Annotated in this window: 13 protein-coding genes, 2 tRNA genes and 2 rRNA genes; 8 read left to right on the forward strand and 9 right to left on the reverse strand. The window is 43.3% G+C overall.

Annotated features, from left to right (window positions below):
• Positions 1-34: 34 nt before the first annotated feature.
• The 4 genes from MTO98_RS29995 to MTO98_RS30010 all read right to left on the reverse strand — a co-directional run bounded on the left by MTO98_RS29995 (position 35) and on the right by MTO98_RS30010 (position 5,226).
• Positions 35-2,914: ribosomal RNA gene (locus MTO98_RS29995) — 23S ribosomal RNA — on the reverse strand.
• 272 nt (positions 2,915-3,186) lie between these two features.
• Positions 3,187-3,260: transfer RNA gene (locus tag MTO98_RS30000), tRNA-Ala, on the reverse strand.
• A 92-nt stretch (positions 3,261-3,352) separates the two neighbouring features.
• Positions 3,353-3,427 (reverse strand) — tRNA-Ile (locus tag MTO98_RS30005).
• 278 nt (positions 3,428-3,705) lie between these two features.
• Positions 3,706-5,226: ribosomal RNA gene (locus MTO98_RS30010) — 16S ribosomal RNA — on the reverse strand.
• Together the 16S and 23S rRNA genes with 2 tRNA genes alongside form the textbook arrangement of a ribosomal RNA operon.
• A 764-nt stretch (positions 5,227-5,990) precedes the next feature.
• Here MTO98_RS30010 and MTO98_RS30015 point away from each other — a divergent pair.
• Positions 5,991-7,397: an RNA methyltransferase gene (locus MTO98_RS30015; RefSeq protein WP_243482803.1), complete on the forward strand. Its 1,407-nt coding sequence runs from the start codon at positions 5,991-5,993 to the stop codon at positions 7,395-7,397.
• A 117-nt stretch (positions 7,398-7,514) separates the two neighbouring features.
• Here the strand turns inward: MTO98_RS30015 and MTO98_RS30020 are convergent, their stop codons facing one another.
• Positions 7,515-8,198 (reverse strand): porin family protein, encoded by a 684-nt coding sequence (locus tag MTO98_RS30020; RefSeq protein ID WP_243482805.1) that lies wholly within the window; start codon positions 8,196-8,198, stop codon positions 7,515-7,517.
• Between the two features lie 198 nt (positions 8,199-8,396).
• Between MTO98_RS30020 and MTO98_RS30025 the strand changes: the two genes are divergently transcribed.
• Complete coding sequence (locus tag MTO98_RS30025) at positions 8,397-10,109, forward strand: glycoside hydrolase family 3 protein (protein WP_243482807.1); 1,713 nt, start codon at positions 8,397-8,399, stop codon at positions 10,107-10,109.
• Positions 10,110-10,143: 34 nt separating this feature from the next.
• Here MTO98_RS30025 and MTO98_RS30030 read toward each other — a convergent pair whose 3' ends face one another.
• Positions 10,144-10,707: a hypothetical protein gene (locus tag MTO98_RS30030; protein WP_243482810.1), complete on the reverse strand. Its 564-nt coding sequence runs from the start codon at positions 10,705-10,707 to the stop codon at positions 10,144-10,146.
• Positions 10,708-10,802: 95 nt separating this feature from the next.
• Between MTO98_RS30030 and MTO98_RS30035 the strand changes: the two genes are divergently transcribed.
• From MTO98_RS30035 to MTO98_RS30050, 4 genes are all read left to right on the forward strand, one after another.
• Complete coding sequence (locus tag MTO98_RS30035) at positions 10,803-13,973, forward strand: ATP-dependent DNA helicase (protein WP_243482811.1); 3,171 nt, start codon at positions 10,803-10,805, stop codon at positions 13,971-13,973.
• 343 nt (positions 13,974-14,316) lie between these two features.
• Entirely contained in the window at positions 14,317-15,663 is a 1,347-nt protein-coding gene (locus MTO98_RS30040) for a M28 family peptidase (RefSeq protein ID WP_243482813.1), read from the forward strand.
• A gap of 111 nt (positions 15,664-15,774) precedes the next feature.
• Entirely contained in the window at positions 15,775-16,323 is a 549-nt protein-coding gene (locus MTO98_RS30045; RefSeq protein WP_243482815.1) for a hypothetical protein, read from the forward strand.
• A 93-nt stretch (positions 16,324-16,416) separates the two neighbouring features.
• On the forward strand, positions 16,417-17,895 hold the full coding sequence (locus MTO98_RS30050) for a rhomboid family intramembrane serine protease (RefSeq protein WP_243482817.1): 1,479 nt from the start codon (positions 16,417-16,419) through the stop codon (positions 17,893-17,895).
• Between the two features lies 1 nt (position 17,896).
• Here the strand turns inward: MTO98_RS30050 and MTO98_RS30055 are convergent, their stop codons facing one another.
• From MTO98_RS30055 to MTO98_RS30065, 3 genes are read right to left on the reverse strand one after another with little or no spacing between them, the layout of a single operon-like run.
• Positions 17,897-18,697, reverse strand: coding sequence for an ABC transporter permease (locus MTO98_RS30055; RefSeq protein ID WP_243482818.1), 801 nt, complete (start codon positions 18,695-18,697; stop codon positions 17,897-17,899).
• A gap of 3 nt (positions 18,698-18,700) precedes the next feature.
• On the reverse strand, positions 18,701-19,600 hold the full coding sequence (locus MTO98_RS30060; protein WP_243482820.1) for an ABC transporter ATP-binding protein: 900 nt from the start codon (positions 19,598-19,600) through the stop codon (positions 18,701-18,703).
• Positions 19,594-19,806, reverse strand: coding sequence for a hypothetical protein (locus MTO98_RS30065; protein ID WP_243482822.1), 213 nt, complete (start codon positions 19,804-19,806; stop codon positions 19,594-19,596). The genes MTO98_RS30060 and MTO98_RS30065 overlap by 7 nt, the downstream gene beginning before the upstream one ends.
• A gap of 387 nt (positions 19,807-20,193) precedes the next feature.
• Here MTO98_RS30065 and MTO98_RS30070 point away from each other — a divergent pair, with 387 nt between their 5' ends.
• Positions 20,194-21,102 carry a sensor histidine kinase gene (locus MTO98_RS30070; RefSeq protein ID WP_243482824.1) on the forward strand — a complete coding sequence of 303 codons (909 nt, stop codon included), beginning with the start codon at positions 20,194-20,196 and terminating at the stop codon, positions 21,100-21,102.
• A gap of 18 nt (positions 21,103-21,120) precedes the next feature.
• On the forward strand, positions 21,121-22,455 hold the full coding sequence (locus MTO98_RS30075) for a DUF1080 domain-containing protein (protein ID WP_243482826.1): 1,335 nt from the start codon (positions 21,121-21,123) through the stop codon (positions 22,453-22,455).
• Positions 22,456-22,477 lie beyond the last annotated feature (22 nt).

Genomic DNA, 22,477 nt, shown 5'->3' on the forward strand with positions numbered 1-22,477 from the left:
TACTCACTTAATCAACCACTCACCTTAATCCGTCACGAAGAAAGCTTCGGGCAATTAGTATTACTCGGCTATGATGTCACCACCTTTATACCTGTAACCTATCAACGTAGTAGTCTCCTACGACCCTCAATGGAAGTCTCATCTTGTGGCTAGTTTCGCACTTAGATGCTTTCAGCGCTTATCTATTCCCAACGTAGCTACTCTGCAGTACACCTGGCGGCATAACAGATTCACCAGAGGTTAGTCCAACCCGGTCCTCTCGTACTAAGGTCAGCCCCACTCAAACTTCCTACGCCCACAACAGATAGGGACCGAACTGTCTCGCGACGTTCTGAACCCAGCTCGCGTGCCACTTTAATGAGCGAACAGCTCAACCCTTGGGACCTTCTCCAGCCCCAGGATGTGACGAGCCGACATCGAGGTGCCAAACCTCCCCGTCGATATGAGCTCTTGGGGGAGATCAGCCTGTTATCCCCAGCGTACCTTTTATCCTTTGAGCGATGGCCCTTCCATGCAGAACCACCGGATCACTATATCCGTCTTTCGACCCAGCTCGACTTGTCTGTCTCACTGTCAAGCAAGCTTTTGCTATTGCACTCCGCGTACGGTTACCAAGCGTACTGAGCTTACCTTTGAAAGCCTCCGTTACCTTTTTGGAGGCGACCACCCCAGTCAAACTACCCGCCAAACAATGTTCTCCTCTTTGAAGAGTTAGACACCAGATACAGAAAGGGTGGTATTTCAACGTTGACTAAATGACTCCTGGCGAAGCCACATCACAGTCTCCCACCTATCCTACACATCCTGTATCCGATATCAATGTTAAGCTATAGTGAAGGTGCATGGGGTCTTTCCGTCCCGTTGCGGGTAACCGGCGTCTTCACCGATACCACAATTTCACCGAGCTCATGGCTGAGACAGCGCCCAGATCGTTACACCATTCGTGCAGGTCGGAACTTACCCGACAAGGAATTTCGCTACCTTAGGACCGTTATAGTTACGGCCGCCGTTTACTGGGGCTTCAATTCAATGCTTCGCCTTGCGACTAACATCCCCTCTTAACCTTCCAGCACCGGGCAGGTGTCAGGCCATATACGTCATCTTTCGATTTTGCATAGCCATGTGTTTTTGTTAAACAGTCGCCTGGGCCTTTTCACTGCGGCTGACATTGCTGCCAGCGCCCCTTCTCCCGAAGTTACAGGGCCATTTTGCCGAGTTCCTTAGCCATGATTCACTCGAGCACCTTAGGATTCTCTCCTCGACTACCTGTGTCGGTTTACGGTACGGGTTTTTATTACCTGAAGCTTAGCGGGTTTTCTTGGAAGTCTGATTACCTGAACTATCACCTTGTCCGAAGATTCGGTGTACTATCAGCTTTCAGCATAGTCTGCGTACTTAACTACAAACTATATACCTACGGCCTTTAACGAACTATTCCGTCAGTTCGCGTCAGTGTCACTACTCCGTCACCGCATCGCAGTAATAAAAAGTACTGGAATATTAACCAGTTGTCCATCGGCTACGCCATTCGGCTTCACCTTAGGCCCCGACTAACCCTGATCCGATTAGCGTTGATCAGGAAACCTTAGTCTTTCGGTGGGCGGGTTTCTCTCCCGCCTTATCGTTACTTATGCCTACATTTGCTTTTCTATTTCCTCCACAGTCAGTTACCTTCCTGCTTCGCCGGCAAATAGAATGCTCCCCTACCAGTCATATTAATATGAATCCATAGCTTCGGTATACTGCTTGATGCCCGTTTATTATCCATGCCCGATCGCTCGACTAGTGAGCTGTTACGCACTCTTTAAATGAATGGCTGCTTCCAAGCCAACATCCTAGCTGTCTGTGCAATCGGACCTCGTTAGTTCAACTTAGCAATAATTTAGGGACCTTAGCTGATGGTCTGGGTTCTTTCCCTCTCGGCCATGGACCTTAGCACCCATAGCCTCACTCCAGCGTATATTATAAAGCATTCGGAGTTTATCTGGATTTGGTAGGATTTGACTCCCCCGCACCCAATTAGTAGCTCTACCTCTTTATAACTCAACCGCCAGGCTGTTCCTAAAAACATTTCGGGGAGTACGAGCTATTTCCCAGTTTGATTAGCCTTTCACCCCTACCCACAAGTCATCCGGAAACTTTTCAACGTTTATCGGTTCGGTCCTCCAGTACCTGTTACGGCACCTTCAACCTGCCCATGGGTAGATCACAAGGTTTCGCGTCTACCTCCCCTGACTATACGCCCTTTTCAGACTCGCTTTCGCTTCGGATCCGTGTCTTAAACACTTAACCTTGCCAGGGAAGAGTAACTCGTAGGCTCATTATGCAAAAGGCACGCCGTCACAGATTGCTCTGCTCCGACCGCTTGTAAGTACACGGTTTCAGGTTCTATTTCACTCCCCTGTTCGGGGTTCTTTTCACCTTTCCCTCACGGTACTGGTTCACTATCGGTCTCTCAGGAGTATTTAGCCTTACCGGATGGTGCCGGCAAATTCCCACAAGGCGTCTCCGACCTCGCGGTACTCAGGATACCACTATCCTACTATTCATTACCCGTACGCAGCTCTCATGCTCTATGGCCAGGCTTCCCATCCTGTTCCGGTTCTGTTTAATATTCATGTTGTGGTCCTACAACCCCCATATTGCCGTAACAATATAGGTTTGGGCTTCTTCCATTTCGCTCGCCACTACTCTGGAAATCACTATTGTTTTCTCTTCCTCTGCTTACTTAGATGTTTCAGTTCGGCAGGTTAGCGCATTTATGCAATTATCCTTCAGATAATTAGGTTTCCCCATTCGGAAATTACCGGATCAAGTCCTATTTGCAGATCCCCGGTACTTATCGCAGCTTATCACGTCCTTCTTCGCCTCTGAGAGCCAAGGCATTCCCCGTGTACCCTTTCTTACTTTCTTCTACTCTTGCGCCTTTTGCGCCGCAAGGTATGTCTTTATTTTAGATTAGTCGTATTTGTTCATTAGTTCATTGGTTCATTAGTATTGCTACTTATTTACCTTTGAAGCTTTTGTTCAAGATACAACGTCTCTATCTGTTGTTTTCTCTTGTTTTCAATTACTTCTTCCAATATGTCAAAGAACGTTTTGATCCTCCGTCATTCTTTCATTAAGTCATTATGTCATTTTTCAATGACTCAATGACCTGATGACTTAATGACTTCCGGTTCAATGTGGAGAATAACGGATTCGAACCGTTGACCCCCTGCGTGCAAGGCAGGTGCTCTAGCCAGCTGAGCTAATCCCCCGTTAGATGGGCTCGTTCATTTGTTCATTCGTTCATTCGTTTATTGGTGCTTTACCAATCCACTAATGAACCATTGAACTAATGAACCCTGTGTAGTCCCGAGCAGATTTGAACTGCTGACCCCTACATTATCAGTGTAGTGCTCTAACCAAGCTGAGCTACAGGACTGTGTTATTTCGGATTTCGGATTTTCGATTTTAGATTTTTTTATTCTTCAAATCGCAAATCGTAATCTCTTACAATCCCGCCTCTCAGTTGTTCGCACAACTTGATGGCTTCATCTTCTGGGTTTTCCTTTTGTTTGTGTGTTATTAGTATATGATTGCTCTCGCTTTGTGATCTTCGCTTTTCAACTACTCACCACTTAACTTAATCAACCATTTAACTAAATTTAAGAAATATCATGTAGGTAACAGTTCCAAGCTACTTCGCGGAAACTGCTCCAGAAAGGAGGTATTCCAGCCACACCTTCCGGTACGGCTACCTTGTTACGACTTAGCCCCAGTTACCGACTTTACCCTAGGACGCTCCTTGCGGTTACGCACTTCAGGCACTTCCAGCTTCCATGGCTTGACGGGCGGTGTGTACAAGGCCCGGGAACGTATTCACCGCGTCATTGCTGATACGCGATTACTAGCGAATCCAACTTCACGGGGTCGAGTTGCAGACCCCGATCCGAACTGTGAACAGCTTTAAGAGATTGGCATCCTGTTGCCAGGTAGCGGCCCTCTGTACTGCCCATTGTAGCACGTGTGTAGCCCCGGACGTAAGGGCCATGATGACTTGACGTCGTCCCCTCCTTCCTCTCTATTTGCATAGGCAGTCTGTTTAGAGTCCCCACCTTAAATGCTGGCAACTAAACATAGGGGTTGCGCTCGTTGCGGGACTTAACCCAACACCTCACGGCACGAGCTGACGACAGCCATGCAGCACCTAGTTTCGTGTTCCGAAGAACTGTGACGTCTCTGTCACATTCACTAACTTTCAAGCCCGGGTAAGGTTCCTCGCGTATCATCGAATTAAACCACATGCTCCTCCGCTTGTGCGGGCCCCCGTCAATTCCTTTGAGTTTCACCCTTGCGGGCGTACTCCCCAGGTGGAACACTTAACGCTTTCGCTTAGACGCTGACCGTATATCGCCAACATCGAGTGTTCATCGTTTAGGGCGTGGACTACCAGGGTATCTAATCCTGTTTGATCCCCACGCTTTCGTGCCTCAGCGTCAATCATACTTTAGTAAGCTGCCTTCGCAATTGGTGTTCTGTGACATATCTATGCATTTCACCGCTACTTGTCACATTCCGCCTACCTCAAGTACATTCAAGCTCTTCAGTATCAAGGGCACTGCGATAGTTGAGCTACCGTCTTTCACCCCTGACTTAAAAAGCCGCCTACGCACCCTTTAAACCCAATAAATCCGGATAACGCTTGGATCCTCCGTATTACCGCGGCTGCTGGCACGGAGTTAGCCGATCCTTATTCTTACCGTACATTCAGCTTGATTCACGAATCAAGGTTTATTCCGGTACAAAAGCAGTTTACAACCCGTAGGGCCGTCTTCCTGCACGCGGCATGGCTGGTTCAGACTTCCGTCCATTGACCAATATTCCTTACTGCTGCCTCCCGTAGGAGTCTGGTCCGTGTCTCAGTACCAGTGTGGGGGGTCATCCTCTCAGATCCCCTAAACATCGTAGCCTTGGTATGCCGTTACCACACCAACTAGCTAATGTTGCGCATGCCCATCTTGATCCTATAAATATTTGATTATATTGCGATGCCACAACATAATGTTATGCGGTCTTAATCTCTCTTTCGAGAGGCTATCCCCCTGATCAAGGTAGGTTACATACGTGTTACGCACCCGTGCGCCACTCTCACAGGGAGCAAGCTCCCCGATCCCGTCCGACTTGCATGTATTAGGCCTGCCGCTAGCGTTCATCCTGAGCCAGGATCAAACTCTCCATTGTAAAATGTTTTGTTTTAATCACTGACCCTATTATTAATTAATAGAATCTGTTTTTATTATTTCTTATTACAGATTCCGCTTTTTATTGTAACTCTTCAGCTCCTGTTAGCCTTAGCCTTCAGTCGCCTCCCGTTACGCTACATGATTTCCATTTCTTAAAAGAACTTGCTCGCCTCATCATCCGAATCAGCTATATAATCTTTTGGTTGTTACACCGCTTTGATTTGTCATTTTTATTAAGCCTTGAGAATCGCTCTCCTCAGCCTAAGAAAACTAATCACTCTCGCTTTCATTTCCTTCGTTTTTTCGATCCGAAATACTCGTTTAAAACTTTCTTCCTTTTCTTTATTCTTATCAGCTAAACTCGCTTAGCCTCAACTTTTTTCGCTTCTAAAAGCACCCTTCCGTTTGGGTCTGCAAAGGTAGAAACCTTTTTCTCTTTTCCAAAACTTTTTTTTATTTTATTTTCTAAAGTTTCAGCCCCTCGTTTCCTCTCTACTTCTCCCTCTTGCGGGGCGCAAAGATGTGAATTATTTCTTGATCTTACAAGTGATTATTTCACTTTTTTAAATCTCTTTTATTCACTCTTAACTTTCAAAAAACAACGCCTCTTTTTCTGAGGCGGATGCAAATGTACACAGAAAATTAGCTTCTAACCAAGATATATTTTCAATTAATCGATGCATACACTGCAACTCATTGTAAATTAAGGTTAAATAAACATGAAGTTACTGTTATAATTAGGTAAGTGCGGGCATTTAGCTAATGCGTATATTTGAAATGTATATGAATGAGCTCAATTTCCCACCATATTTCATCGCATCATTAGCTGCAGAAAACGGTTTTGACGAAGAGAATTTTGTAAAGGCACATCAGCTTGAGGATGCTCCAACCTCTATAAGAGTGAATCCGTTTAAGCCATCAGCCTTAAAAAGCACCCAAAATGTACCCTGGTGTACCAATGGATATTACCTGGAAAGCCGCCCTTCGTTCACTTTTGATCCGCTTTTTCACGCTGGTTGCTATTATGTACAGGAGGCATCGTCGATGTTTATTGATCATATTTTTAAAACGATCCATCAAAATAACAAGGATCAGATAAAAGTACTTGATCTTTGCGCAGCGCCCGGCGGCAAAAGTACACTGCTTAATTCGGCCCTGCAACCTACCGATTTGTTAGTGGCAAATGAGATCATTAAAACCCGCGTACCTATATTAACAGATAATTTGAACCGTTGGGGTACAGCCAATACCATTGTTACCAATAATGACCCTAAAGATTTGGGAAGGTTAAAAAGCTTTTTCGATATTATTCTGGTTGATGCACCCTGCTCCGGTTCGGGCATGTTTCGTAAAGATCCGGATGCGATGAGCGAATGGTCGGAAGGGAATGTGAACCTTTGTCACCAGCGGCAGGAACGCATACTGGCAGATATTTACCCCGCCTTAAAAGAAGATGGCTACCTTATATACAGCACATGTTCCTATTCGCACCAGGAAAATGAAGATATCCTTGACTGGCTGTGTACCGAGTTTGGCATGGAAAGCATTCGTATACCTATTAATAATGACTGGGGAATTGTAGAAACCCTATCGCCTGAGAAAAAAGCCTGGGGTTATCGTTTTTATCCGGGTAAAGTAAAAGGAGAAGGATTATTTGCTTCCTGTCTTCGCAAAAAAGAGGATAGCGGCGATCTGGCATCATTTAAAAACAATACCCAGCAAAAATTGCCGGGCAAAGAACTTGATCAGGTGCGCTCATATATTAATAACCCCGAAGATTTTTACTACTTTAAAGTAAACGACGACTGGATGGCCATTAACCGCGTACATAAAGAAAGCCTTAATATACTGCAAAGGCATCTTTATATTAAAAAATCAGGAGTGATTATTGGCAAGCTTGCCGGTAAGGACCTGATTCCTGATCATGAGCTGGCCCTAAGCCTCATCATTAATAAGGATGTTGTTTTAGAAACACCCCTTAATAAGGAGCAGGCCATTCAATACCTGCGCCGGGATAATATAAGCCTGACCACAACAGATAAAGGCTGGACACTGATGACCTACGAAGGACACCCGCTTGGCTGGGCTAAATTATTGCCAAACCGCATTAATAATTATTATCCTAAAGAAATAAGGATCTTGTCGGCTCATCCGCCAAGGGAATGGTAGCTTATAAATACCTATACAGCGTTGAGGCTTAATCTCACGCAAAAGCGCTGAGCCGCAAAGGGAAGATATTTCCAAACTTTGCGGCTCAGCGCCTTTGCGTGAAAAATAGTTATACCACTATTGAAATTTAAACCCTAAACCAATTTGCCATACCTGGTTATGATAATTAGGCAGGTCCTGATCGGCATAAGGGCGATTTTCGCCGAGGTCGAAATTATAACGACCGCGGATCTCCACATTACGGTTAATATCAAAACTTACACCCACCACACCGGCAACATAGCTATGATCTGCATCATTGTCGATATGATCGATACTGGTGCCCAAGCTGCTTTCGTAGGTGTTTTTAGTTGATGTTAAAAAGGTAAGCTGCGGACCAACCAACAGGTTAAAGCCACGTACCACCCTAAACTTAGCCAATAACGGCACATCAATATAATTGGTTCGCTGTGTAAATTTCCCGTCCCTATCATTCACCTCATATCCTTTTTGCGAAAACAACACTTCGGGAGCAAACGATAGCGGGTAGATAATAGGCAAATCGAACGTTAAACCAGCATGCCAGCCCGCAATTGAGCTCGAACTGTAATTGCTGTTATAAGAATCAACCGTATTTGCAACGTTTAAACCTACTGCCACACCAACTTTTGGGGTATAAAAATCATCATAACGGCGTTGTGGCTGGGACCGTTCAACAACCCGACGGGGCGGGCGGCGATGGCGAGGGCCGTAATAATATCCCTGCGCGCTAACTGTACCAACGGTAAAAAGGCATATCGCCAAAAAAAGTAATTTTTTCATCGTCTTTCTCTGTTTTAAATAAGTGGCGGGAAAAACCTTCGGCCAATTAATTTACCGGTTGCCGCCGGCTGTTCCCTGTATGTATGTTAATAACGTGATAGATTAATAAAAAACGCAAAGGTTTATTAGCGGTTTGATTTTTGTAATAGTTGTAACATCATTTTCATCAAAAATTCAGAATAACGCTACATTTGACCTATGCAAGCTTCTAAAACCCGCATTTTTTACCCGCTGATTATCATCTTCACATTTTTAACTGCCGATGCTTTTGCCCAAAAAGAAAGCTACATCCAGTTACTGGGAAAACAAAACCGCTGGGTTGACTCGGTGTATAATAAAATGAGCCGCAAGCAGCGGATTGCACAATTGCTATTTGTGAGGGCACATACCAACAAAGGAAAAATGTATGAAGATTCGGTTGGGCAGGTAATTAAGGAGCAGCAATTAGGTGGTGTGGTCTTCTTTCAGGGAGGGCCGGTACGCCAGGCCACTCTTATTAATAAATATCAGAAGCTGGCTAAAGTACCTTTAATTATAACGATGGATGGCGAATGGGGATTAGGCATGCGTCTTGACTCTACGATATCCTATCCATACCAAATGACACTTGGTGCCATACAGGATAATAACCTGATATACAAAATGGGACAACAAGTGGCTTATGATTTTAAGCGATTGGGCATGCAGATGAACCTCGGGCCTGATATGGATGTAAATAATAACCCCAACAACCCGGTTATCAATTACCGCTCTTTTGGCGATAATATGTACAACGTGGCTAAAAAGGGAATCGCCTACTTTAAAGGTATGCAGGATGCCGGTATGCTTACTTCGGCTAAGCATTTTCCCGGCCACGGTGATACTAATGTCGATTCGCATTTTGACTTGCCATTACTACCGTACAGCCGCGCACGGTTAGATTCATTAGAGATGTATCCTTTTCGGGAGGCTATCAATGCCGGAGTTAGCGGCGTGATGATAGCCCATATGAATATCCCTTCGTTAGATAATACCCCCAAACTTCCGTCTACACTATCCCGCCCTATTATTACCGGTATCCTGAAAGATTCGTTAAAGTTTAAGGGACTGGTAATTTCAGACGCGATGGAAATGAAAGGTGTTACCAAATACTTCCCCAATGGTGAAGCCGACGTGAGGGCGTTTATTGCAGGTAATGATATCATTGAACTATCTGAAAACTCCGACCGGGCCATCAGCCTGATACGTAAGGCTTTAAGGCACGGCAGTATTAGTTCAACAGAATTTGAAGCAAGGATTAAAAAAATCTTAGTTGCCAAATATTGGGCCGGACTTAATCAGTACAAACCAACCGCTTTAACCAATATAAGCCAGGACATTAATAGCGATGCCGCTAAAGTATTAGTACAACAACTAAGCGATGCCGCGGTAACACAATTAAAAAACAATAGCGCAAAGCTTAACCCCTTTTTGAAAACAGCCATAGTGAGCATAGGGGTTAGCTCTCCAACTGTTTTTCAGATGGAAGTAGCAAAAAGCTTCCCGAACAGCCGCATATTTATAGTTAATAAAGATGCGCCGGCCCTTGAAGTTACCAATATCCTGAACTGGCTTAAACAATATCAGCAAATTATTGTGGGCATACATGATACCCGCCTGCGCCCGCAAAGCAAACTTGATTACAGCAACGATGTAAAACTGATGATATCCGAGCTGGCTTCGCGCAAAAATACAGCGTTCAGCGTGTTTGCGAATGCCTATACCATAGCTGGCTTGCCGGGGCTTGAAAAAGCAGGCAATTTGATAGTTTGCTACCAGATGTCGCCGGAGCTGCAGCAGTCTGCCGCTAAAGTGCTAAACGGTCGTTTAAAACCTACCGGGAAATTGCCTGTAACTATAAATCCGCTTTTCACCACGGGGACGGGATTGTAATTAGATACTCGAGGTTGTAGAGCAATTAATCTTCTCAATCAAAATTTTTCTCGGTTAGGAGCCTTTTACTTTTCAACTTTTCAAGCAGGTATTTTGCTTCGGCCTCGTCAACAGCCTCGCCAAAACGTATAGTTTTGTAACCATAGTCAAACACAAAGGTTCCTATGTTTTGGTCTTTATTAAAAAAACGAAAATTAGCATATCTGTTAGCATTGCCGAATATAGAACCATCCTGGACTCTAAAGCTTTTACAACCGCTAAGATCATAGGTTTTGGGCTTATCGAACCAATCACCCTTTTTAGTTATAACAAGGGTGCCTTTTCCAACTTCAATGATCTCCTTTCCCGCAATCTGCCATGCCAATGTTCTAAAAACCATAAAACCGCCAAATGTCCAGCCAATTACCCATATCAATAAAAATAACTGGGCACCACCACCAGCAAGCTCGCGCAGTACTGACACCTCGCCAAAAAGCCATCCGCATAGCCAAACACATGAAAATACAATGGTAAACTGTTGTTTTTTTGCTGGGATAATGATCTTTATATGATCAAAATTATCCTCGACAATTGTCCTTCCTTGATAAGGTATTTCCATGGTTTAATAATAGTGATATAAATATCAAACTTATTTTCCCGTTTGCAAATTATAAGCAATGGGGTATAATGCTTTTTGTAATTTTACTAAATATTATGCAATCTACTTTCAATAAATATAACGCTAAGTTTCAAGAAGCCTTAGCCGGGTTAAATCCCGAACAACTGGCAGCAGTTAATAAAATGGATGGCCCGGTGCTTGTGGTAGCCGGCCCCGGTACAGGTAAAACCCAAATCCTGGCGGCCCGCATAGGCAAGATCCTGACTGATACCGATGCTTCGCCCAACGAGATACTTTGCTTAACTTATACCGATGCGGGTGCGGTAGCCATGCGCAAGCGCCTGTTTGAATTTATTGGCCCGGATGCTTACCGTATTAATATATATACTTTCCACGCCTTTTGTAATGAGATCATCCAGGAAAACCTGGAGTATTTCGGCAAGCTGAATTTGGAGTCACTGTCTGACCTTGAATCGGCCATGCTTTTTCGCGAGCTGGTTGATGAGTTTCCAAACGACCACCTGCTGAAGCGCTTTACCGGCGATATTTATTATGACGTGCCCCGCCTCAAAAGCCTGTTCAGTACCATGAAACGGGAAAACTGGGATGCCGATATGATTGAGCAGGCGGTAAACGAGTATCTTGAAGACCTGCCCAACCGCGAGGAATTTATTTATAAGCGGGCCAATGCCAAAGCGGGCATCAAAGTTGGCGACCCTAAACAAAAAGATATTGATGCCGCGCATGATGTAATGAAGAAACTGCTGGCGGCTGTTGGTGAATATCAGAATTATACCGAAAAGATGAAAAGTCGCGGCCGATATGATTATGATGACATGATCATTTGGGTACTGCGGGCTTTCCGCGATAACGAAGAGATATTGCGTCGTTACCAGGAGCGCTATCAATACATTTTGGTGGATGAGTTTCAGGATACCAGTGGCTCACAAAACGAGCTGCTGCGCTTCCTGCTTAATTATTGGGATACGCCGAACGTTTTCGTGGTTGGCGATGATGACCAATCCATCTTTAAATTTCAGGGAGCGAACATGAAAAACATCCTTGATTTTGCCAACGATTATGTAGACACGCTGCACACGGTGGTTTTAAAACACAATTATCGCTCCAGCCAGCAGATCCTTGATATTTCAAAAGCGCTGATCGATAATAATTTTGAGCGATTGACCAGCCAGCTTAAATTAGATAAAGCTTTAAAATCATCGCACCCCCGCTTTAACAATTTGTTGATTGAGCCCGTGATCCGCGAATATGAAAATCCGGATAAGGAATTAGTTGACGTATCCCTGATGATCAAAAAGCTGGTGGCCGAAGGAGTGCCGCCCGGCGAGATAGCTGTTATTTATCGTAACCATAACCAGGTTGAGGAAATGATCAAGTTTCTGGATGTGCAAAAGATCCAGGTAAACACCAAACGTAAAATAGATATACTCACCCAGCCCTTTGGCGAAAAGATCATCAATATATTACGTTACCTCGCCATGGAACTCGATTCGCCATACAGTGGCGATGAGCTATTATTCGAGATCATGCATTATGATTTCTTCAGCATCCCTCCTATTGAAATTGCCAAAGCAAGCGTGGCTGTATTTAAAGAAAACTTTGGTACGCTGGCCTACAATCAGCCTAAAACATCCATTCGCCGATATGTGAGCGAGATGAAGCCACCTGCGCAACCCGATCTTTTTAAGCCCGATCAGCAGCAGGAGATGCGTTACCTTGTCAACAATATTGATTACCTGTTAAAGGAGGCTGTAAGCGTTACGCTGCAACAGCTTTTTCAAAGCGTTATTGCTAAAATGGGGATCCTGAAATACATCATGCAACAGCAGGATAAGGGTAGCTACATGCAAATGCTCACCAGCTTTTTTGATTTCCTGAAGGATGAAAGCCGCAAAAGGCCCGACATCAGCCTGAATGATTTGATCCAGACCATTGAGATGATGAAGAAACACCTGATCCGTATGGAGCTGAACCAAAGCATTTTTTCGGAAAATGGTGTTAACTTCCTTACTGCTCACGGTTCCAAAGGCCTTGAGTTTGAATATGTGTTTTTTATAGGTTGCGATAAACGTACATGGGATAGCAAAGGCCGCAACAGTGGTTTCAGTTATCCGGATACGCTCACTCAGTCAACATCAGATGATATCGCGCAAAAAGAGGAAGCCCGTCGTTTGTTTTACGTGGCGGTAACCCGCGCTAAACAGCACCTCATGATATCTTATGCAGGCAAGGATAAAAAAGATAAAGATCAGGAAGCAAGCCAGTTTGTAGGTGAGATATTGGCAAGCACTCATTTGGAAGTGCAATATCCTAAGGTAGATGCTGATGCCATGATAGATTTTCAGGCTACACAGTTCAGCGAAACTGATAAACCTAAAGTTGAACTGCTTGATAAAAATTATATTAACCAGTTGCTACAAAACTACACACTATCGGTAACCCACCTAAGCAATTACCTTGATTGCCCGCTGCGGTTTTATTTTCAATGCCTTATCCGCGTACCGGCAGGCAAAAGCCCTTCGGCCACTTTTGGGCAGGCCGTGCACTGGGCGCTTAACAAAACATACAGGCAACTTAAGGATAACGACAATGAGTTTTTAAGCACAGAAAACTTCATGCGCGAATTTAAGTGGTATATGGCCCGCAACCGCGATTCGTTCACCAAGGATGAATTTAAGCTGCGTTCGGCCTATGGCGAAAAGATTTTGCCGCCCTATTACGAACAAAATGTGCCGCACTGGAATAAAATAGCGGTAACCGAACGGTCAATTAAAAATATTGAAGTAGTTGGCGTGCCTATTAAAGGGAACCTGGATAAGATTGAATTTGATGGCAAGCAAGCCACTGTTGTTGATTACAAAACTGGTAAGCCTAAAAACGCAAAGGACAAACTATTGCGCCCAACCAACGATGCGCCAAACGGAGGTGACTATTGGAGGCAGGCCGTTTTTTATAAAATACTGATAGATCATGACCGCACCACCGACTGGCAGGTGATCAGCACTATTTTTGATTTCGTTGAGCCCATAAGCGACGGTGAATATTATCGCGAAAAATTTGTGATAACACCCGAAGATGTGGAAATAGTAACCGGACAGATCAAAGATACATACGAGCAGATCATGGCCCATAATTTCAGTACCGGCTGCGGTAAAAAAGAATGCGACTGGTGCCATTTTGTAAAAAGCAATTTTAAGCAGGCCGATGAGATTTTAGGGATTGTTGCGGAGGATGAAGGGGAATAAAAAGAATATTTTCAAAATCCCCTATCGAGAGAGAATTATAGCCCATAAAAAGACAATAGAGCAGTTTAAGGTGTGGAGGGCTGTGCGATTCCCTCCCTTGGGAGGGTGTAGGGAGGGGTTTAAGTGCGATTCCTAATCAATAGCAAGGCGTATAACCCCTCCCTGCCGATACACAGCCCCAACGCGCCCCTCCCGAGGGAGGGAATTATCGATTCACGGGCTCAAAAGGGAGGATTGCTTAGGACTTGTAGAGATATTAAAAAAACACCATCACGGGATTATTACAATGCTTTTCATTCTGTAAATTCTTTAATTCCATAAATTCGGGTTCAGACATCATTTTATGAAACACATCTTTACGTTCATCCTCCTGATCCTAACCTTACCCGCCATCGCCCAAACCATCGTAAAACAGGATGCGGGCATTAAACAAATGGTTGATGAGGTATCGGCAAAAAACATCGAGGCTACCATCCGCAAGCTGGTAAGCTTCAAAAGCAGGCATACGCTGAGCGATACCACCAGTAAAACAACCGGCAGTGGTGCGGCACGTAATTGGATCAAGGCCGAAATGGAGAAATATGCCATGGAATCAAACGGAAGGATGACTGTTCAGTTTGACACTTTCACCCAGCCCAAAAGCCAGCGTGTTGACAAACCTATTAAATTAAAAAATGTGTTGGCTATATTAAAAGGTACCGATCCTAACGATAGCCGCGTGTACCTGGTTTCGGGGCATTATGATTCGCGCATTAATGATGTGATGGATGCCAATGGGGTTGAACCAGGAGCCAATGATGACGCCTCGGGCACTGCACTTTCTATGGAACTGGCCAGGGTAATGGCCAAACGAGCATTTCCGGCTACTATAATTTTCATGACAGTGGTTGGCGAAGAACAAGGCCTTTATGGATCGGCCAATGTAGCCAGGCGGGCCAAAGCCGAAAACTGGAATGTGGATGCTATGCTGAATAACGATATTGTAGGAAATACTTATGGCATGGAAACCGACCTGAAAGATAATCGCAGCGTACGGGTTTTTAGCGACGGCGTACCAACTGCGGCTACTGATAAACAGGTAGCAGCGCTAAAATCATTAGGGGGCGAAAACGATAGTCCGTCGAGACAGTTAGCGCGATACACCAAAGAAATTGGCGAACGTTATGTTGATCAACTGGATGTGAAGCTTATTTACAGACGCGACCGTTACCTGCGTGGCGGCGATCATCTGCCATTTTTAGAGCAGGGCTTTACGGCTGTAAGGGTTACCGAAATGAATGAGAACTTTAACCGCCAGCACCAGAATATCCGCACCGAAAAAGGTATTGAATACGGCGATCTGCCCGATTTTGTTGATTTTAATTACGTGCAAAAGGTAGCGCGAATGAACCTGTCGGTATTGGCCAACCTCGCTTCGGCCCCCGCCGAACCGCAAAATGTAGGCGTTATTACCAGCGATCTTACTAACCGGACCAAACTTAAATGGGATGCTCCGGCCGCGGGCCAAAAGCCCGCAGGTTATTACATATTAATGCGGGAAACCATCAGCCCATATTGGGAAAAGAAATTTTATGTTACCGATACTGCTGCAACGCTCAATTATTCAAAGGATAATTATTTCTTCGCAGTGCAGTCGGTTGATGCGGAAGGACATGAGAGTTTGCCGGTATTTCCAAAACCAGTAAGATAGTTTATTAATCGCAATATATTAGTATACTTGCAATAATAAGTATTACTACACCGCTTTAAAATATTGAAGCAGTACAGTAATATGTTTGCAAACGCTAAACCTTTTTAATTTATGCCCGCTATATTGGCATTTACTGATACGATTTTTCTAAGTTTAAAATTCTTCATCCCACTGCTTGTATTGCTGAAATTCAGCAAAGTATCCATCAAAGCAATTGATATAAAAACCCTCATTAACGCTACAAATTGGTTGCTGCTGCTTGCGGGATCAATCTACCTCATCGTCCTTACCTCAGAAATATTTATTGCATATTATTCCCAAAATGAATATGAGCAGTATGCAGTAAGCAATAAGATTTTTGGGCCCTATTGGTTTGAATTTGCAATCCAGGCCTTTGTTTATATGCTGCTGCCGCAAATGATGTGGTTTAAAAAAGTCCGTACGTCAGTTATTGCAACCATTATCTGGGGCTTATTCACCTACATTTTAACGGCTTTTATTTTTTATGCCGAGCATGCAGGTTACATAGCAGGTTTTAACCCAGCAACAACCTGGCTCAACTATTTAAAATCGCTGACGATTTTTATATCATTGTTAAGCATAGTTTATTTTATACTTCTGAAACAGGACCGTTATTTTTATAAAAAAACAACAGCATAAGCTGCACAGATCATTCTGCCTGGTTTTGTGCAATATTGTTTTTGACGGATAATAGATTAATTATCATCTTTATCATTAAAACTCCTAAACTTTATGGCATTTAGTTTTAAGCCCTCATTTAAAAAAGAAATTGACACAAACGGGACCGATCCTAAATACGTTCTGGTAATTGCGCTCGAAACCGCCCGGCAACTGAACTGGAAGATAATTTATACCGGAAAAAACGGATTAATAGCAATTGTGGGTGGCGGGCTTTTCTCGCCGGTGCACGAGTTTCGGCTTGTTATCAATCGGTTCACTACTTTAGTAAGCAGCAGCAATGCTGACGGAAAAATCAGTGACTGGGCCGACTTGAATGAAGAAAACGTTGATGCATTTATTGAGAAGTATGATAAGCTTAAAACATCTCTAAGCACGGAATTTATCGAGGAAAAACTCACCGGGCTTGCTCCCCTATTTGAATCAGATGAGGAAGATATTTTAAACGCTCCCGCACCAAAGGCAAAAGAAAAAATCCGGGGTTTCCTCAGCTTCTTTATTCCGCGGCCCGGATATTTTATCACACCAATAATCATTTATGTTAACATCGCCATTTTTATCATCATGGCAGTATGTGGTGTATCCATATTAACACCATCTGTTAGTGATCTTATTAACTGGGGTGCCGATTTTGGGCCACTCACTTTAGAGCATCAATGGTGGCGGCTGATTACCGGGGTTTTTATCCATATTGGCCTCATGCACCTGCTGTTAAACATGTACGCGTTGATGTACATTGGCCTGCTGCTTGAACCTATACTTGGTAAATTAAAATTTGCAGCTACGTATTTATTAACGGGGTCAGTTGCAAGTATTGTTAGTGTTGCCATACACGGGTTTACAGTTAGTGCCGGCGCATCCGGAGCTATATTTGGTATGTACGGCGTGTTTCTTTCCATGCTCACAACAAATATTATCGAAAAAACTGTACGCAAGCAACTTTTGGCAAGCATAGGCTTTTTTGTTGTTTTCAATTTAGTATACGGAACAAAAGAAGGGATTGACAACGCGGCGCATGTCGGCGGCTTACTAAGCGGATTTCTTATCGGCTATCTTTACTATCCAAGTATCAGCAAGCCTGATAATAAGGGATTGGAGGTACTATCAGTAATGTCGATAGCCGCTCTCACATTAATATGCAGTGCTGTTACCTATTATCGCATACCAAATGTATTTGCCATGTACGATAAAAAAATGAAAGATTTTGCTATCAAAGAGTCAATGGCTTTAGAGGTAATGCAGATGCCAAAAAACACAGCAAAAGATGTTATAATGTCAGAACTGAAAGACAGGGGCTTATATTACTGGAATGAAAACATCAAGGTGATCAACTCTGCCGATTCACTTGACCTGCCCGAACCGTATAAAATCCATAATAACATGCTTAAAAAATACTGCCTGCTACGCATCAACAGCTATAATTTATTGTATAAACAATTGCAGGACAGCACATCGGTTAAACCTGCTTCAATTGATTCAATTAACCTTGAAATAACACAGGCTCTTGATGATCTTAACAAACGCAATAACTGATTTACTTGACACTCTTTCGTTGTACAATAAAATATCCGGCAACAAATACTACAAGGGCGATAGCAAGGCTTACAAATACATCTTTGGTAAAAACATCAATTTGTAACTGTTGAGATGGGTTATTCTGATCCTTGCGCAACATGCTGCTTATGGCAACCATAGGATGAGCATAGGGAAACAGATAACTGTATTCCCAGCTTTTTGAGGCCGCCACAACACCCGCTATGGTACATATAAAACCTATTCCCATTGGTTTTAAAAAATCGGACCAAAACAGGCTCAATAAAAACTGGATAGACAGAATGCCTAACGATGATAAAAACAATTTGAAATAGATCTGTGCCAGTTCCTTTTCCATATGGAAATTATCGAACCGCAATTCGGGCTTTACTATGCTTAGCAGATTGCCGAAACCAATGGTAAACAGCACGAACAACGAAAGACATATAAACACGAGAAAAACTGCGTAAAAAAACTTGGCAGCATAAACCGACCATCGTGGGATCGGCAGGTTAAATAAGGTCTTCCAGGTGTCGGCCCTATGCTCAATACTATTCACTGAATAGGCTATAAAGATGATGTACATCGGTAACACCAGCGAGCCCATAATACCTAAAATAGCGCCTGCAAACTGCAGCCAAAGCATCATTGGCGGCATTGATACCATCCTTTCGCTTTTTGTATAAAAACCAATAAACAGCAAAACACCTATCAGCAAAGGAAGCATAACGGAAGCCCAAAAGCCAAGTGTTTTACGGCTTTTGTAAAATTCCGAACGGAATGACAATATAAATCCTTTCATGGCTTAGGCGCTTTGAGTGATATCTAAAAATAGTTTCTCGAGGTCTTTTTGCTGCTTGCCAATGCTGTACACAGTTTGACCATTTTTATTAAGCAGGGCGTTGATCTCGCCCATTTGTTGTTTGGAGATGTAGGGTATCAGTAAATGATCGTCGGTTACTTCGGTAACATTAATATGGCTACGGGTTAACAGGTTAGCGGCATCAACAGTATTTTCTGCTTCAACGCGTACAAGCGGCTTGCTGATAGCCTGCAAATCGGCTATACTGCCCTGAAAAAGCATTTCGCCATTATTAATGATGCCAACATGGGTTGCCATTCTTTCTATTTCGGCCAACAGGTGGCTTGATATAAAAACAGTTTTTCCGTGTTGTATAACCAGTTTTTTTAATAGCTCGCGTATCTCGATAATGCCGTTTGGATCGAGGCCGTTGGTGGGCTCATCTAAAATCAACAATTTGGGATCGGCCAGCAGGGCCAGCGCAATACCAAGACGCTGCTTCATCCCTAATGAATATTGCCCGGCCTTTTTATTGGCAGCGTTGCTTAGCTGTACAAGGTTGAGCATATCTTCAACACGTTTTGCAGGCACCTGTAACAATAAGGCCCTGTTTAATAAATTTTCCCTCCCGGTTAAATGCTGGTATAAAGCAGGCTGCTCAATAAGCGCCCCTATTTGTGAAAGTATGCTGATGCGGTTTGTTTTGATATCCTGCTCAAAAATATTGATGTTACCCGCATCGGGCTTAAGCAGGTTGAGGAGTAGCTTGATGGTAGTGGTTTTCCCGGCACCGTTGGGGCCAAGAAAACCATATATACTTCCTTCAGGAACTTGCAGCGCCAGTGATTTAACAACCTGCTGCTTACCAAAGGTGAAGGAAAGGCCTTCGGTACTAATTACCATATGTTATTGTTTTTTGCAACTGAGCAAACGGCTTTAACCATTACAAAACCTTTATGAAACAATGATGTAGCATGTACTGCTGTGCGGCCAATTATTGCTGTTTCCTTTTTTTGCTCGAACTGGTAGCTTACACCTAAAATAAGGGCAAACATTACCGGGATCAATAACATGATAAAAGGATTTGAATTTTTGATAAGCGTTTTCATTGTGAGTGGTGATTTTATACAACAAAGGAATATCAAAAAATTAACCTGCTAAAATCATTTAGACCAACACACTTTGTTTATAGATGAACGGTTTCCTACACCTTTTAACCGGTTCATCGATAATAAAAGCCAGTTCATCGAAAAAAAGGGCGGTTACATATAAATGTAACCCACATATGGTTATCAAAATACTAAATTAGATGCCATACCCTACAACATAAAAGGTATTACAAATAGCGAATGGAAGCTTCCTTACCATTACAAACGCGGTCGCGAACATTAAAAATTGCATGGCAAATATTCTGGCATATGTTTGTTTGGATGGGAATTATCTCATTTTTAATTTTCCTCGCACGACTGAATGACGCTCATATAAGCAATAAGCAATTGGCAATAGTATTGGTGTTATACCCGGCCATTAACATAAGCTTGTTTTATTTAAACTACCTCCTCTATATCCCGCAATTTTTGAATAAAAAAAAGTATGCCATATACTTTATAATTATCATACTCACTATTATAGCATATGGCATCATCAAATACGCTGTAGGCTTATTGTTTGAGGATATCGTATTGAGAGGCATGAAAAAAGAAGTGATAAGTTTTACCACCTATTTTTTCAGGACATTTTTCATGAGCCTGATCTTTGTTTTTTTGAGTACGGTTTTTAAATTTTCGGTAGATTGGTTTCTGAATGAACGGATCCAGCGCGATCTGGAAAACCAGCGCCTTATTGCCGAACTGGCTTTTCTGAAATCGCAGATCAACCCGCATTTTTTGTTTAATTCATTAAACAGTATTTATTCCCTGGCCTATCAGCGTTCGGAAACTACGCCCGAAGCTATTTTAAAGCTTTCGGAAATTATGCGTTACATGCTGTATGAATGTAATGATAATAAAGTGGACCTTGATAAGGAGCTCCAGTACCTGCAAAACTATATCGACCTGCAAAAAATCCGTTTCGGCAGTAAAGCATTTATTGATTTTAAAGTAGATGGCAATATCACTGATCAAAAAATAGAGCCATTGCTATTGATTGCTTTTATTGAAAACGCTTTTAAACATGGCGTTGCCAATGACATCAACTCGCCTATAAAACTACTTATCAATGTGGCCGGCGGTAAACTGCATTTCTACATCCAAAACAAAAAACATAATAACAACCGCGATGCCGTTGGAGGCATTGGATTGATAAACGTACAGCGACGGCTCGACTTGCTTTACCCCAACAGATATTCTTTAAAAATTAGGGACGAAGAATATACCTATACCTGCGAATTATCAATAGATTTATAGTTATAACCCATTATAACCATGACCTATCTGAAAAAATTGCTCCCCGCCCTGTTTTTAGCAGCACTGGCCATCAAGGCATCTGCACAAACCGACCCAAAAGCAACCGAAGTTTGGGATCCTGAACCGGCATTGGTTTTACCCGGTGCAGGCAATAAAGCCCCGTCTGACGCTATTATCTTGTTTGATGGCAAAAACCTGGATAAATGGACAGATCAGAAAGGTAATAAACCGGGCTGGACAGTAAAGGATGGCATTGTAACCGTAAAACCGGGCAGTGGCTCTATCATCACCAAACAAAACTTTGCCGATTGCCAGCTGCATATTGAATGGCGTACCCCGGCCATTGTTAAGGGCGAAGGCCAGGAACGCGGCAACAGCGGCGTCATTATGCAAAGCCACTATGAATTACAAATCCTTGATAGCTATAAAAACCGCACTTACTCAAACGGGCAGGCCGGTTCTATTTACAAACAATACGTACCACAAGTAAACGCATCGCTTAAACCAGGCGAGTGGCAAAAGTATGATATTATTTATACAGCCCCACGCTTTAATATTGACAGCTCGGTTAAAACACCTGCTTATATTACGGTATTGCATAATGGCGTACTGGTTCAAAACCATGTAGCTATAAAAGGTACAGTAGCCCACGTTGGTCAGCCTAAATATCAAAAACATCCCTTCGCGCTACCGCTGTTACTACAGGAGCATGAGTTTCCGGTATCATTCCGCAATATCTGGATCAGGGAGCTTGGTGTTCAAAAACTGTTGAACGGCAAGGATAAAAAAGGCTGGTATACTTACCTGGATACTTTGGGTAAGGATAATGATGTGCATAATAACTTTGCTATTGAAAACGGCATGGTGCACGTTATGGGCAAATACTTTGGTTACCTGGCCACTCAAAAATCATACGATAATTATTACCTTAAAGTGGTTTTTAAATGGGGAACCAAGCAATACCACCCGCGCGAAAAAGGTGCACGCGATGCGGGTATTTTATACCATTTTGGCGAGGGAGACAAAGACATTGTGTGGCCCCGATCAATAGAATGCCAGATTCAGGAAGGTGATTGCGGCGATATCTGGTGTGTACAGCATACCAGCGTTGTTACCCCCAATAAATCGGCCATTGAGTGGGACCAGCAGCGCGTTTACCGCACCGCGAATTTTGAAAACCCACGCGGCGAATGGAACACCATTGAAATTATTTGCAACGGTAACCAGATTGAGCACTATGTTAACGGGCACCTGGTGAACTGGGGAGTGGCCTCGCTATCGCATGGCCGGATCCTTCTGCAGTCGGAAGGGGCCGAGATCTGGTATAAATCAGTTGAATTAACGCCGTTATAACAAAACGGCACATTAAAAAATT

Source organism: Mucilaginibacter sp. SMC90, from assembly GCF_022811725.1.
GTDB lineage: Bacteria > Bacteroidota > Bacteroidia > Sphingobacteriales > Sphingobacteriaceae > Mucilaginibacter.